This window comes from Vibrio sp. 10N.222.52.B7, from assembly GCF_041474275.1.
Lineage (GTDB): Bacteria > Pseudomonadota > Gammaproteobacteria > Enterobacterales > Vibrionaceae > Vibrio > Vibrio crassostreae_C.
The window spans coordinates 1-15,614 of the sequence record NZ_JBFRTU010000105.1 but is presented as its reverse complement, the minus strand read 5'-3'; the positions used below and the strand labels follow the sequence as shown (position 1 = coordinate 15,614).

General features: G+C 44.3%; 9 protein-coding genes. 4 read left to right on the top strand and 5 right to left on the bottom strand.

Translation table 11 applies throughout. The annotated features are described in order from the left end of the window. The 3 genes from AB4512_RS20535 to speA all read right to left on the bottom strand — a co-directional run. The coding region (locus AB4512_RS20535; protein WP_372175508.1) for a retention module-containing protein at positions 1 to 5,022 on the bottom strand (5,022 nt) is incomplete at its 3' end. 661 nt (positions 5,023 to 5,683) lie between these two features. After that, entirely contained in the window at positions 5,684 to 6,610 is a 927-nt protein-coding gene (gene speB / locus AB4512_RS20530) for an agmatinase (protein ID WP_229648845.1), read from the bottom strand. Further along, positions 6,610 to 8,517 carry an arginine decarboxylase gene (gene speA / locus AB4512_RS20525; RefSeq protein WP_061018558.1) on the bottom strand — a complete coding sequence of 636 codons (1,908 nt, stop codon included), beginning with the start codon at positions 8,515 to 8,517 and terminating at the stop codon, positions 6,610 to 6,612. The genes speB and speA overlap by 1 nt, the downstream gene beginning before the upstream one ends. 561 nt (positions 8,518 to 9,078) lie before the next feature. On the opposite strand from speA, the gene AB4512_RS20520 reads away from it, so the two are divergent. The 4 genes from AB4512_RS20520 (at position 9,079) to AB4512_RS20505 (ending at position 14,542) form a co-directional block, all read left to right on the top strand. Next, the gene (locus AB4512_RS20520) at positions 9,079 to 10,515 is read left to right on the top strand and encodes a coniferyl aldehyde dehydrogenase (RefSeq protein WP_372175505.1); all 1,437 of its coding nucleotides are present in this window, start codon (positions 9,079 to 9,081) and stop codon (positions 10,513 to 10,515) included. Further along, positions 10,512 to 11,090 (top strand): TetR/AcrR family transcriptional regulator, encoded by a 579-nt coding sequence (locus AB4512_RS20515; protein WP_017066051.1) that lies wholly within the window; start codon positions 10,512 to 10,514, stop codon positions 11,088 to 11,090. Before AB4512_RS20520 ends, AB4512_RS20515 begins: the two co-directional genes overlap by 4 nt. Before the next feature lie 523 nt (positions 11,091 to 11,613). Then, a complete protein-coding gene (locus AB4512_RS20510; protein ID WP_372175504.1) occupies positions 11,614 to 13,188 on the top strand; it encodes an ATP-binding cassette domain-containing protein in 1,575 nt (524 codons plus the stop codon). Positions 13,189 to 13,303: 115 nt separating this feature from the next. Next, entirely contained in the window at positions 13,304 to 14,542 is a 1,239-nt protein-coding gene (locus AB4512_RS20505; RefSeq protein ID WP_372175502.1) for a leucine-rich repeat-containing protein kinase family protein, read from the top strand. Between the two features lie 141 nt (positions 14,543 to 14,683). Here the strand turns inward: AB4512_RS20505 and AB4512_RS20500 are convergent, their stop codons facing one another. Beyond that, positions 14,684 to 15,133, bottom strand: coding sequence for a hypothetical protein (locus tag AB4512_RS20500; RefSeq protein ID WP_372175500.1), 450 nt, complete (start codon positions 15,131 to 15,133; stop codon positions 14,684 to 14,686). Between the two features lie 68 nt (positions 15,134 to 15,201). Continuing rightward, positions 15,202 to 15,516: a N(4)-acetylcytidine aminohydrolase gene (gene yqfB / locus AB4512_RS20495; protein WP_017063603.1), complete on the bottom strand. Its 315-nt coding sequence runs from the start codon at positions 15,514 to 15,516 to the stop codon at positions 15,202 to 15,204. Between the last annotated feature and the right edge of the window lie 98 nt (positions 15,517 to 15,614).

The following is a 15,614-nucleotide window of genomic DNA, read 5'->3' as shown; positions in this document are numbered from 1 at the left end:
AAAGGTGTATTCACCCAAAGTACTTGTAGAGAAAGTAATCGTGAATACAGGAACTTCAGCGTTCGAGCCATTAGTAATAAAACCGATGTAAGTCCCCGGATTAGCCGAATCTTCTTTTATCTCGACCGCAAATCCATTCGATTTAAGTGCACCGCCCACATTGAACTCGGTTGGCTCAATACGGAAACTCGCAACATCATCACTTTGATTGGTGAAGGTAATCGTCTCTGTTTGGCTTACTGCACTGCCGCTTGGTGAAGAACCATCTGCAAGATTCGTTTCAGAGAAAGTGACACTTGGCACCGCATCAATGGTTGGGATATCACCGTCAGTAATGGTCAGAGTGACCGTTGACGTCACCACATCGTTATCTAAATCGCTTGAGGTCACCACTATCGACTTGACGATATCTTCGCTAACCGTGTGGTCTAGATTGCGATTTGGTTCGAAGCGTACTTCACCTTCAAGAGTGATGAACAACTCACCCTCTGTGAAGCTAAATTGCTGCTCACCTGTGTCCGTTTGATCCAGTGTTCGAACTTGACCGTCATACGTAAACTGAGTGATCGTCGCACCATCGGCACTTTGTTCTGGCATCACATCGATGGTATTGGTTGTCACTGTGCCGTCTGCAAGATTTGGTTCAGTGATATCTAACGTACCACCTTGCATGATTTGAACATCATCACCAATGGTCACGTTAAGTTGAGACACCAGTGAATCATCACCATCTTTATCAACAGCGTAAACCGGCAGGTCAAAGCTTAGGTTGTTATTTCCTAGCCCATCAACGTGATCTAACGCTTCCAACAGTGTGAAGGTGTATTGACCGATATTGGTATCCGAAAAACTAATCGTGAACACGTTCGTTTCAACATTAGGCGCCGTCGTCACAAAGCCGATGTAGCCACCCGGCGTACTTGGGTCGACTTTCAACTCAACCGTCAGTCCATTCGATTTTAGAAGGCCGCCAATATTGAACTCAGTAGGTTCAATACGGAAACTCGTCACATCATCACTTTGGTTGGTGAAGGTAATCGTCTCAGTTTGACTGACCGCACTGCCGCTTGGAGTAGAGCCATCACTCAGGTTGGATTCAGATAGCGTAACACTTGGTACATTATCAATCGTTGGAATATCGCCATCGGTAATGGTCAGCGTAACCGTTGAGGAAACAAGATCGTTATCAGAATCACTTGAGGTCACCACTATCGATTTAACAATGTCTCCACCTGTGTGGTCGAGATTGCGATTAGGCTCGAAACGCACGTCGCCCTGTAGGGTGATATACAGCGAACCCTCAGGAACATCAAATTTCTGTTCACCCGTATCGCTTTGGTCAAGTGTTAGTACCGCTCCACCATCGTAGGTCAACTGAGTAATGGTCGTTCCATCAGCGCCTTCTTCATCAAGAACATTAACCGTTGTCGTGGTCGGCGTACCTGCCGCTAAATCCGAGACCGTTGGCTCTTCAATATCGAGTGAGCTATTGACCATCACTTGAACGTCATCGGTGATCGTCACCGCCAACGGAGACATCAGAGAGTCGTCACCGTCGCTATCGACGGCGTAAACAGGCAAGTTGAATGTGAGGTCGTTATTCCCTTGAATCGGCGTGTGGTCAATCGCTTCGATAAGCGTAAAGGTGTATTCACCCAAATTAGTACTGCTGAAATCAAGAGTGAAAACGGTAGTTTCAGTATTCGAAATATCAGTCGTGAAACCGATATAATTACCCGAACCTGCAGGTTCTTCTCTAATCTCGATCACCAGACCATCGGACGTGAGAGAATCGCCAACGTTAAATTCACTAGGCTCTAAACGGAATTTCTCAACATCGTCACTTTGGTTGGTGAAAGTGATGGTTTCTGTTTGGCTAACCGCACTGCCGCTTGGTGATGAGCCATCAGCGAGATCCGATTCTTCAAGAGCAACACTCGGAACAGCATCGATAGTAGGGTTATCACCATCAGTAATGGTCAAAGTAACGGTTGATGTCACCGGGTCGTTATCAAAGTCATTCGACGTCACGACTATCGACTTAACAATGTCTTCACTCGCAGAGTGGTCTAGGTTACGGTTTGGCTCGAAACGCATTTCACCTTCAAGGGTGATGAACAAGCGACCTTCTGCGAAGTTAAACTGCTGCTCGCCTGAAATACTTTGATCCAGTGTATTTACGACACCGTCATAATTGAACTGAGTGATGGTCGCGCCATCTGCACTTTGATCGGGCATCACGTCAATGGTGTTGGTTGTTACAGTGCCGTCAGCAAGATTTGGCTCGATGATATCTAACGTACCGTCTTGCATGATTTGAACGTCATCACCAATAGTCACATTAAGCTGAGACACCAATGAGTCATCGCCATCGCTGTCTACCGCATAAACAGGAAGCTCAAAGCTTAAATCGTTTTTATCTCGGCCATCCACATGGTCTAGCGCTTCAAGTAAGGTAAAGGTGTATTCACCTAACGTAGTAGCAGAGAAACTAATGGTGAATACTGGGATTTCAGAGCCAGAAGCGTTGGTAATAAAACCGATGTAAGTGCCCTGAATAGCAGAGTCTTCTTTTATCTCAACCGCAAACCCATTCGATTTCAGTGTCCCATCGACATTGAATTCAGTTGGTTCAATACGAAATTTAGCTACATCATCACTACCAGCAGTAAAGGTAATCGTCTCGGTAGCGCTGACCGCACTTCCACTTGGAGAGGATCCATCAGCAAGGTTGGCTTCTGAGAGAGTAACTGGCGGGATCAAATCAATGATTGGATCTTGACCGTCAGTGATACTTAGCTCAAGTGTTGAAGTGTCAGTGTCTCCATCACCATCTTCAGCTAAAAACGAGAACTGTTTTACAATGGTTTCACTGTTTGTATGGTCAATATCGCGCGCAACTTCAAAACTAAAATCGCCATTTAGTGAGATGGTTACAACACCCTCAGTAAAACTGAATGTTTGAACAGCATCTGGCAGCAAGCTCTGATCTAGTGAGTAATCAACACCATCATAGTTAAAAGATTGAATTGTCGAGCCATCAGCGCCTTCGAAGTTGAATAGGTTATACGAAACAACGGTATCGCCGGCTAAAGTTGGTTCCGTGACTGACTCAACTTTATCAACTAGCTCAACAACATCATCTGTGACATTAACGAGAATCTCTGCGGCTTCTGGTGTACTCGAACCGCCAGATAGTGCAGAACGGTCGCCATCTGCATCAACAGCATAAATTGGCAATGCAAAAGTTAGCAGCGCATCTTCAGCGCCTTGATGAGAAAGTTCTTCATAAAGATTAAACTCATAGTTGCCCAATGAAGGGCTATCAATTTTAACATCAAAGACCGTAATTCTCGTTCCATTGACCTCAACGTAACCTTCATAAGTTCTTACACCACCGATCTCACCAATCAGCTCAAGTAGCACAGCCTCACCATTTGAAACCAAGCTGCCACCCGTATTAAATTCCGTCGGCTCCAGTTCATAATGGTCGATGATGTCGCTTTCGAAAATATCGGCAGTGATACTTCCGCTCCCCGCTACAGGCGCGGTTCCCTCTTGTGAGCCACCAATGATGCCTGCTTCATCGACACTAATACTGTCGACATTAGTAATGACTGGGCTATCGCCATCAGTGATAACAATGTTGATGTTATTGGTTACAACATCTTGGTCGAAATCGGTAATCGTGATCGGTAAATCGAACGTCAGTGAATCGGTGCCCACTTGTTCTATTGGATTAAACTGCTCGAATTTATAAGTACCATCGGTATCTAGTGAGATAGTGAGAACAACCTCACCTCGACCTTGGATGGACAGAGTAATCGTTGTTCCATCATCAGAAAGTCTGGCAAGCGTATTTTGATTATCGCTGAGCAACCCATCAAACTGGTCCAGTGCACCAGCATCAAATACAGCTGATTGAAGATTATCACTACCAATATTGGAGAACGTTCCTTCAATTGCTGCACTGCTAGTTTCTACGTTACTGATATTCACACTTTCAGCAGACGGATCGCCCCCGTCAACCACGGCAACTTGCGCATTAATTGGTGTTGCTAATGGGTTTCCGGCGGTGTCTTCACCTTGAATATCAAAAGTGATGTTAATTTGATCGCCTGTATAGGAAACCTGACCGCCACCAACAGACGTTACGTGATCAATTGGTTGAGAAATCGTTGTGGTCAATGAAAGCTCAGCGTTGTTTCCAACACTAACAACATCGATGTCGATGCGTAATACTTCATCGGTGCCTTGAACACCAATGATAGAGTTCGTCGCCGCATCATAAGTAAACGTAACGGGTTGACCACTTGAAGTAATATCACTGTTTAGCTCTGTGAGTAGCGAAGCGAGAGACAGTGCTTCTGGAACAAAAGAATCAGGGGAGAGCGCTAAACTACCAGCAATAATCGTTTCGGTAGTTGTAATAGATTGGGGGTAGGTATTGCCAGAAATGGAGCCTTCGGTGAGCACTTCACTGATTGATTGACCGCCCGATGAACGGGTTATTGTTCTGAACTCTTCTCGGTCTTCATCAACCGTTTGTTCTGCTAGACCTGCGGTCTCAAAAAATGTCGACGGATGAGTTTCGGTGTAGTTGTAGTCAATCGTCACAAAGCCAGCGTTTGCAGAACCTAATCCGCCCCCCGCAGCCGTTGCTTCTAAGATTTGGGTCGGATCGGCACCACCTAAAATGGCTTCTTGGATAGCAGCAAATTCATCATCATCAAAATCTCCTGCATCGGCTTGCTGTAAGTCAAAATTAACTTCTCCAGCGATAGGAGCATCAGCCCACACTAAGTCTTGATCAACACAGCCAACACAATTACTTGCCACCTCAGTGACACCGTTTGGGTTACCTAATAACAGCTCTGCTTGGTTTGCAGTGATAACAATCTCGTTTTCACGAATAATATCGCCAACTGAAATTTTTCGTGCGCTTCCATCAGACTTAACCGCAATGACTTCTCCACTCACTGCCTCTACAACTGCAGCTTGGCGCGAAACTTCAATACCCATATATCCCCCGAGGTCACAAAATGCTGTATTGCCCAACATCGTGAAAATGATAGTAATAACGGTTTCAGGCTTAAATTATATTCAGAACTTATTCTCTGCATTAACAATCCATTACGTAGACTGATGTATGTGATGAGTCAGTTCCGTTTCGCCTGTTTTTTTTATAGTTTACTTAACTTTAAGCCTAGTCTTCCTTATCCGAAATGTCATGTCTGTGCGAAGTGACTTCTTTTCACAAATCTAGGCATTCACTTTAGTTTGTTCATGGACTAAGCAAAAGTTTATAGGGTGTTGATTAATATGCAATAAAACGCATACCTTAATTACACCTCAAATTTTTATAAATATATACAGTAATAAAGTTGATAAATCATTAGGATTTATGGGCGATTGATAGGGTCGATATATACCTAAACCCCAAAGAAGAACTAAATCCCATATTTGAGACAAGGTGCAGCATAAAGCTGATGAGAAACTGTTCAAACACCGTATATGGCGTCAATTACATATACAACAGCTAGAGTATTGAATGGGTATGCAGGGACAATGAGTAGAAGTTGCAAATGGATATTTCGAGGTATCCAAAAAAAGCCCACTAAGTTGAACCTTAGTGGGCTTTAAAATCAGTATATAGCGTTATGCTGTTAGCAATGACACACAACTATTTAGCAAGGCGATTTGCAGTCCAGACGTAAAGCAGCTCGAGAGCAATCGTCGCACCAGCCAATGCCGTAATTTCGCTTTGGTCATAGGCAGGAGACACTTCTACAACGTCCATACCAACCATGTTGATACCCTGTAAGCCACGGATGATTTTGAGCACTTTATCTGAGTTCAAACCACCACATACTGGTGTGCCGGTACCCGGAGCAAAAGCAGGATCCAGACAGTCGATATCAAACGTTAGGTAAACTGGCTTATCACTGACAATGCCTTTCACTTGAGCAATGATCTCGTCCACGCTCATGTCGTTCGCTTGCATCGCGTTAATAACGTTAAAGCCGTGTCCTTCCTGCTTGTACTCGGTACGAATACCAATTTGCACAGAATGCTCAGGCGAGATTAAACCTTCATTAGGCGCATGGTAGAACATGGTACCGTGATCGTAACGACTGCCCTGACTGTACGTGTCAGTATGTGCATCGAAGTGAATCAGAGCCATTTCACCGTACTTCTTGCCGTATGCTCTTAACAAAGGCAGTGTAATGAAGTGGTCACCACCTAAACCTAACAGTGTTTTACCACTGTTTAGAATCGCATCAGCGGCTGCTTCTAAACGCTGAGTTAAGTCTTCAGCATCACCGCAATCAAACACAAGATCGCCAGCATCAATCACCGAGGTATGTTCAAATACATTGAAGTCCCAAGGAAATTTTTTGCCTTCCCACGCCAAGTTTACAGACGCACGACGAATCGCATCAGGGCCCATACGAGCACCCGGTCGACCAGACGTCGCCATATCTAACGGCACGCCCAACACAACCACATCAGCATCGTTATCAATTGGGTTCTGTACCAATGGACGACGCATAAACGTCATCGCATTGGAATACAGCGAGTAATCTGGTTTGGTAAATAGATCGTTCATTAAAAATCCTCAAGATAGGTGTAACCCATCAAGCCTTGCTCTAACTCTTCAAGTACGCTTTGCTGCTCTTGCGCTGGTACTTTCGCCGTTACTAATTCTTTGTAGTTCTGACGAATTAGATCCATATCGATATGAACGTAACGCATCATGTCTTCTACTGTGTCGCCTTCGTTGATGTAGTCAATGTTCGCTTCTCCGCTTTCATCAACATTCACCACAACACTGTGCGTATCACCAAATAGGTTATGCATATCGCCCAAGATCTCTTGGTACGCGCCTACTAGGAAGAAGCCCATTAGGTATGGTTCATCTGGGTTCCACGCTGGCACTGGCAATGTTGTTTCAATGCCTTGACCATCAACATACTGGTCAATCGTACCGTCAGAGTCACAAGTGATGTCCAACACCACAGCACGACGCTCATCCGCATTATCTAAACCGCTCAGTGGCAATACAGGGAACACCTGATCAATACCCCAAGCATCTGGCAATGACTGGAATAGTGAAAAGTTCACGAAGAACTTGTCCGCTAAACGCTCGCTCAACTCATCCAAAATTGGACGGTGGTAACGGTTCTTTGTGCTCATGCGAGTGCTAAGCTCGTAGTTAATACGCAAAGACATTTGCTCTGCCCAAGCACGATGCTGAAGATTCAGCATACCGGTCGCAAATTGGTTGTGCGCTTCTGCAATATCGCTCTGAGTGTCGTTATAGATCTCAATCAACGCACGGTCATCATTACCAGCATCGAGCTCTAAGAAGTTCTTCCACATGTTGTTTAGCAACAGTGGTGCGTCTGCTTCTGGCGCAGCCATATCTTCCGGTGAGTAGCTTTCAGTACCAATCACGTTGGTGATCAACACAGCATGGTGCGCAGTCAGTGAGCGACCAGACTCCGAAATAATCACAGGTTGTGGCTGATTGTAGAGTTTACAAATATCCCCTACTGTCATCACGATGTTACGAGCGTACTCAAGCAAGCCGTAATTCATTGAGTTTGAAGATTGGCTACGCGTGCCGTCGTAATCGACTGCCAAGCCACCACCAACATCTAAGAACTTCAGTTGAGCGCCAATATCACGCAGTTCACAGTAGAAACGAGCCGCTTCACTCACGCCATTTCGCACGTCACGAATGTTTGCCATTTGTGAACCTAGGTGGAAGTGCACGAGTTCAAGTACATCCAGCTGGTCTTCGGCTTTCAAGCGTTCGATAACAGTAAGCACTTGTGATGCAGACAAACCGAATTTCGACTTCTCACCACCACTTGCTTGCCATTTACCTGCACCTTGAGAAGCAAGACGAATACGTAAACCCAAACGAGGTTTTACGCCAAGTGCTTTCGCTTCAGAAAGAACAAGATCAAGCTCAGACAACTTCTCTAGAACGATAAAGACTTTGTGGCCTAGCTTTTCGCCAATCAGCGCAAGACGGATGTATTCTCTGTCTTTGTAACCGTTACACACGATCACAGAGCTCGCTTTTTGAGCCAGCGCCAATACCGCTAATAGTTCAGGTTTGCTGCCCGCCTCTAGTCCTAGCTGCTTTTGCTCTAATTGAGCTTGGCTCGCTAAGATCTCATCAACCACTTCTTTTTGTTGGTTAACTTTAATCGGATAAACAAGTAGGTAACGATTGTCGTACTGATATTCGTCGATCGCTTGGTTAAATGCGTTACAGATATTGTGCACACGTTGATGCACTATTTGAGGAAAACGCACAAGAGCAGGTAAACCAATATTTCTTTGCTCTAACTGTTTTACGATCTTACTTAGTGGGACTTGATGATCCGTCTCGCTCGGTGAAACATACACCTCACCGTTATCATCAATTCCATAAAAACCTTGGCTCCAGTGCTTTACATTATACTCAGCACGGATGCGTTCCAAATTAACCGAATTTTCCAATTCTAGAGACCTCACACTATAGGGCCATCGACAGAAGATACCTCTTTGGAATAGCGAGGTATAACCCAACAAAAAGCGTTCAAAAACGATTTGTTGGCTGCATTAACCGATATTATTAAGAGCGAGTCCAACCATTGATATTTGTGGTGACGATTACGTTTTTTTATCGACAGATCGACTTAAAATGACAGGTAAGGAATTACAAGGTTTTAGGGTAAAAAACAGGCTGAAGCGCATTAAATATAAAGCAATTTCTCACATTAAATTAGGGAGAAAAAATGTGCAGAAACCAAAAGATTTTTAGTAAATTGAGTGAGGTTAAGTCAGAGTTGTGACAAATATAAGCACTTCACAATCTGAACTCTCGCTATCACCAACACAGCTTGTGTCCCGCGATTCGATGCCGATAAACACTTCATTCTTCCTACTAGAACTCGCTCACTTCAATGTTGTAACCGCTCAATTTTTGAACTTTTCTCGCGCATATCTTGTATTCGGTTCAATCTTCTTGTAATTTTAACTGACCAACCAATCGGTCAGCCTTCGAATTTAGGGGATACTATGAGCCATAATCTAGACCTTGAACCAAACACGTCGAGCACCAACGACATGGATCAAATATTCAACCGACAACAAGATCACTACCGTAACAACGTTAATCCAACACTTGATCAGAGACGAAATGATCTCTCAGTCTTGAAAAAACTATTAATGCGCTACCAAGAGCAGTTAATTGAAGCGGTATCAGAAGATTATGGCCATCGAGCAGAGCACGACAGCTTAATTGCTGACATCACCCCTTCCCTACACCAGATCAATTACAGTGATAAAAACCTGAAGAAGTGGTTGAAGCCTTCACGTCGAAAAGCCGGCTTGATGCTAACACCAGCCAAGATTACTGTGCATTATCAGCCAGTAGGTGTGGTTGGTATCATCGTGCCTTGGAACTTCCCAGTCATGCTCTCTTTAGGCCCTCTGATCACAGCGTTAGCAGCGGGCAACACGGCGATACTCAAGATGTCGGAGTTTACTCCAGCGACCAACCGAGTTTTAAAAGCGATGTTGGCCGAAGGCTTTAGTGAAGATCAGGTTGCGATTATCGAAGGCGAAGCTGACGTTTCCGCTAAATTTAGCCAACTGCCGTTTGACCATATCCTTTTCACAGGCTCAACCGCTGTGGGTAAACACGTTATGAGAGCAGCGGCTAACAACTTAACACCAGTTACCTTGGAATTAGGCGGCAAATCTCCAACCATCATTGCCCCTGACTTTGATGTAGCTGACGCTGTTGAACGTATCTTGTTTGCCAAGAGTCTAAACGCTGGCCAGATATGTGTAGCGCCTGATTACATCTTATTGCCGCGAGAAAAATCAGACGAGTTCATCACAGCCTATAAGCGTTATTTCAAGAAGCTTTATAAAGCCGGTATTGAGAGCAAAGACTTAACCTCAGTGATCAACATGCGCCAATACAATCGCTTGAAAGGTGTCATTGAAGACGCACAAGCCAAAGGCGCGGTTATTCACACGGTAACCGAACAAGCACAAGACGATGTAAACCACAGAATGACGCCGCACCTTCTCACCGAAGTGAACGATGAGATGCTCGCGATGCAAGAAGAGCTGTTTGGTCCTGTTTTGCCTATCGTGCCTTATGATTCCATCGAAGAAGCAATCAATTACATCACAGAGAGAGAACGCCCACTGGCTCTGTACCTAATGAGCCATAATAAAGAAACCCAAGACAAGCTTTTATCAGACACGCACTCTGGCGGCGTGTGTATTAATGATTCTTTGGTGCATGTGGCTGCAGAAGACGCACCATTCGGTGGCATCGGCCCTTCAGGCATGGGACACTATCACGGCATTGAGGGCTTCAAGACCCTTAGCCATGCCAAAACCGTTCTAAGTAGAGGAAAAATCAACTTCACCAAGTTAATGCATCCTCCTTACAACAACCCAATCAAGAAACTGATGTTCAAAGTACTCAATAGATGATCACCAAAAGACAAAAAATCCTAGATGCTGCACTCCTGCTCTTCTCTCAACAAGGGCTAGAGGGCACATCTACCGGACAAATAGCGAAAACAGCCGGCGTGGCAAAAGCGACGTTGTTCCACCACTTCGAGAATAAATCTCTATTGATTGATGAACTGTTTCGCGAGCTGAAGCTAGAGCTATTCTCGACCCTTCAACCGCACACTGATGTGGCTGTAGAAGATCGCTACCAAACCTTTAAGTTCATGTGGATCACAGGAATTGAGTGGGCATTAGAGAATCCGGTTGCGATGAAGTTCTTCACCAATGTTCATTTCGACCCAACGACTCAAACTCGAGAAGTGATTGTTTCACAGATGTTCGCATCGCTAGACGAGATCATTTTGAAAGGGCAACAAGATGGTGAATTGATGGTGTTGGACATTAACCTTGTTAGACACTTCATTCATAGCCACTTTCTGATTTGTGCAAACTGGCTGATTGAACAAAGCGAGTCTCCACCAGAGCAAACATCGAAGTACATCAACGATAGCTTTGATATGTGTTGGCGCGCCGTTGGTGGGCAAACCAAGTAGCTTTAGCTTTAAGCCCAAGGCTCTAAGCTCTAAGCTCTAAGCTCTAAACCCAAAGATATAAGTTCTAGACTCAACTGATTTCCAATAATGATCACTAAAGCGCCACAAAGGCGCTTTAATTATTTGAACACAATTTAATCACCTCAACATATTGACTCAGAGTACTTTCTTTCAGTACCATCCCACCATCATTTCAAAAGAGAATAACGCCATAATGAAGTACTAACATCCTGACATCCGATTTATTTTTATAAAAATCATTTGGACACTCGGGGTTAGTGGGCGTTACTTCATCATCTATTTTCCCGACAAATCAAGCTCTTAAAGATCCGTTTTTTGACAAACAAACATCTTTAAGATCAGTACCTCAAAGACAGGAACCATCTCAATACCGCTTTCTCTCTTTCATTGGTCATCTATCTAAGTAACGCCTTTGGCGATCTGTTGTTAGCATCCAGCAGGAGCTTGCACAGAAAAGCGCCTCACCCCTTTTACTCGTTTACACGTAAAGGGAGGTATTTCTATGCCGACTATATTAGCCAATAATCTCTCATTCCAACTCGATACTGGTGAGTGGTTATTCAAAAACATCACCTTTAATTTGAGCACTCGCCTCACAGGCCTAGTCGGAAGAAATGGGGCTGGAAAGTCATTGTTACTTTCGTTGCTCGTTGGACAAAAACAGCCCACAACGGGCAGTGTTTCGCGCCAAGGTTCAATCGGCTTTTACTCTCAGTTACCATCAACGCTACTGGATACCAACATCACCATCGCTGACTTCTTAGGACTCACCAAAAAGTTAGAAGCGTTAAGCGCCATAGAACAAGGTAGCTGTGAACTGCAGCACTTCAATATCGTTGGCGATGATTGGGATTTAGAGGCGCGTACCCAGCAGTTGCTAGGTACATTAAAGATCACTCGTGATTTGAACACACTTTGTTGCTCTTTGAGTGGTGGGCAACTCGCCCTGTTACAGCTTCATCAGCTATTCGTATCAATTAACGACATACTGATCCTCGATGAGCCTTCGAACCATTTGGATAACGACGGACGCAATTGGCTACTAGAACAATGCCAGTTGTTTGAAGGTAAGGTACTTGTCGTCAGCCATGATCGAAGCTTATTGAGACAAATGGAAGGTATCTACCATCTCAACAGTTTGGGGTTACGTTTCTATAAAGGAAACTACGATGACTACTTCAAACAAATGTCGAATCAGGCCGATGCACTAGATAAACAGATTGCACATCACCAATCCGAAAAGAAACGACTGGAGCGCCAAGCTCAAGCTAATAAGGAAAAAGCACAGCAACGTGAGTCTCAAGGTAATCGACTCAGAAAGTCCGGTAGCCAACCCAAGATATTATTGGATGCGATGAAAGATAAAGCAGGACGAACGCAAGGAGCATCAGCCACTAGTCAAAAGAACTTAAAGGACCAAAACCAACATAAGCTTCAATCTCTTAAAGAACAAAAGGAACAACTAAAACCACAGGCCTTGTATCTACAACAGAGTAATAACAGTAAAAAGAACTCGCTATTAACCGTTGAAGATTGCCATCTGAGTTTTGGTTCTGACGCTCGTATCAACTTTTCTATGTCGCAAGGTGAACGGTGTTATCTCACTGGTGCAAACAGCTGCGGAAAGTCGACGCTGTTAAAGGCCATTCATGGGCAACACTCGAACTATACAGGTTCCATTAAACGCTTAGGGTCCACAGTATACTTGGATCAACACTTTGGACTATTAGACACCAACGACACAATGTTCGATAGCCTGGTGACACATAGCGGCAGCATGACAGAAAGTGACGCACGAACCTTGTTAGCTGGTATTGGATTCAGACGAGACTCCGTCTACCGCAAAATAGCTCACCTAAGCGGTGGAGAGAAAATGAAACTGGCGATGTTGATCGTCAGCCATAAACAGGATTCGCCATTACTGCTGCTAGATGAACCAGACAATCACCTAGACATCGACTCGAAGCAAATATTGGCTTCGGCTCTGCGTGAATACCAAGGCGCATTCATCTTGGTCAGTCATGATAGCGATTTTGTTGAGGAGGTCGGCGTTAGCCAAAACCATATCCAGCTTTAACCTTCGTAAATTCGTTCACTTAGTTTAGTTAAGCGAGTATTCTTCCGGATACTCGCCTTTCTTGATTGAGACAAGTAAACTACGCGCCTCGAACATCTATTCATAAGGCTAAGGTTTGCATACTCTAGAACAATTAAAATCAGGGCAACTTAAAGGTATTAAGCGCTTAAAACTGTCGGAAAGTCTCACCGAGTTTCCTCTAGAAATCATAGAGCTTGCAGATTCTCTTGAGATCCTAGACCTTTCAGGTAATCAGCTGTCAGACCTACCAGCCGAGTTTTCAAAGCTAACTAACCTGCGTATTATCTTCGCGTCGAATAACCTGTTTACGCACCTGCCTGATGTTCTTGGGTCACTTCCTAAGCTTGAAATGATCGGTTTCAAGACCAACCAAATCAAAACCGTAAGTGAAGTATCTCTACCACCTCAATTACGCTGGTTGATCCTGACCGACAATGAGATTGAGGCCCTGCCTAGCTCACTAGGTGAAAGACCGCGACTACAGAAACTGGCATTGGCGGGTAACAAGATTCGCGTGTTACCAGAAAGCATGGAAAACCTATCCAACCTTGAGCTAGTTCGCCTGTCTGCAAACCAGTTGACTGAATTCCCAGAGTTCCTTATCAAGCTACCAAAACTGGCTTGGTTAGCGTTTGCGGGTAACCCGTTTTGCAAACACCCTAGCAGCTTAGATAGCGTGCCTGCGGTTAGCTCTCAAAGCTATTCACTGAATCAAGTACTTGGCCAAGGCGCATCTGGCGTGATCTCGCATGCAAGCTGGCTAAACAGCGACTTCGATTTTCCACAGGAAGTGGCGGTTAAAGTGTTTAAAGGCGAAGTCACCAGTGACGGCTACCCACATGATGAACTGGAAGCGTGCTTGCAGGCTGGACACCATAACAACTTGGTAAAATCTATCGCCCAAGTAGAGGAACAAGATTACCTAGCTTTGGTGATGGAACTCATTCCAAGCAGCTACTACAACCTAGGGCTACCACCAACACTCGAGACTTGCACGCGTGATACTTTCCCAGAAGGTTTCGAACTTTCAATTGCTCAAATCAATAGCATTACAGAGCAGATGATTGATGTGTTTGAACACCTTCATGCCAATAAAGTCTCTCATGGTGATCTATACGCTCACAACACTTTAGTGAACGAAAAAGGTCAGATGATCTTTGGCGACTTTGGAGCGGCAACTATCTACGGCTACCTAACTGAAGAGCAGCAACAAGGCATTCGTCGTATCGAAGCTCGCGCATTAAAGTACTTTATTGAAGACCTACTGACGATTTGTGCAAAGCAAGATCAAGACAGCGAGCTTTATAGTCAACTAGCGAACTTCAAAGCTTAATGGCTTAACTGAATAGCTTAATAGCGCGTTGATTAGAAGTACTCGGTCGAATTGAAAACAACAAAGCCAACATCACTGTTGGCTTTGTTGTTCTTGGAATATCACTAATTTTAATGGACAAGCAAGGTTGGCTAAAAGGGATTAACGCTCAGCCTGCACCAATTTCAAATAAGAGTGCAGCTCACCATTTTTATATTCCACTGCAGAGTGAATATTAAGATCAGCACGAGCCACAACAGTAAACTGGTAGCGGTTCTCACCCTTCAGAATCTCGACGTGTAACAAACCATCTTTTAGTTGCCACTGCCCTGTGGTTTCAAATCGGTCGAACAAACGATATTCAATCAAAGAACCGTCAGCATTGAAGTGCACTTCAGTGATGTAACCACCGGGACAGCTCTTCACCCAAACTCGATTCTCGATATCACTGACAATGAAGTCACGCTTGGTATCACGCCACGCTAGAAAGCCTTCGCTATCATAAAGAGCAATGTTGAGATCAGTTCTAGAAATTAACGGCTGCTCAGTTTGCTCACGACAATAAAGTTGGAGCAAAATTTTCTGAACTGTTTCATTCTGTAATTCATTCATTGTGACTTCTCTTTCTCATTGCTCTGCGTTAGACGCGGTATTGATCAACCAATTCTATTTAAAGCGGGCTACACAAGCTCGTAAGAAACCACATACAGCTGAGAGATACCTGGATAGATATCTTGAATCACGTCTTTCAGTACTTGCAGCGTCATGTTCTCTTGCTGAGCATGGAACTCACCTAAGTCATCAAACAAAATTGGCTCAACGCTGATGATCTTAAGATTACAGAACACACGGTCTTGCTCTAGCGTCGATACTTCCACAACACTGCCTGGCTGGTAGTCTCGCTCAGATTCATCACGAATAGTAATCGTCTTCTTGCCAGATAGAATGTCAGTTTCAAAACGTTCGAAGAACGTCATAGTGGTCGGTGCGGTCATTTATTTCGGTCGCTTTACATTTAAAGGTTAGGTAAATGTTTATATACCAGAATGCGTGTTCAAGCGAATAAAAATTAGGTGCGAGATGCGAGATGCGA

Coding starts and splice junctions, on each gene's coding strand:
- speB (WP_229648845.1), bottom strand. CDS start 6,610: ATGAACGATCTATTTACCAAACCAGATTACTCGCTGTATTCCAATGCG.
- AB4512_RS20520 (WP_372175505.1), top strand. CDS start 9,079: ATGAGCCATAATCTAGACCTTGAACCAAACACGTCGAGCACCAACGAC.
- AB4512_RS20515 (WP_017066051.1), top strand. CDS start 10,512: ATGATCACCAAAAGACAAAAAATCCTAGATGCTGCACTCCTGCTCTTC.
- AB4512_RS20510 (WP_372175504.1), top strand. CDS start 11,614: ATGCCGACTATATTAGCCAATAATCTCTCATTCCAACTCGATACTGGT.
- AB4512_RS20500 (WP_372175500.1), bottom strand. CDS start 15,133: ATGAATGAATTACAGAATGAAACAGTTCAGAAAATTTTGCTCCAACTT.
- yqfB (WP_017063603.1), bottom strand. CDS start 15,516: ATGACCGCACCGACCACTATGACGTTCTTCGAACGTTTTGAAACTGAC.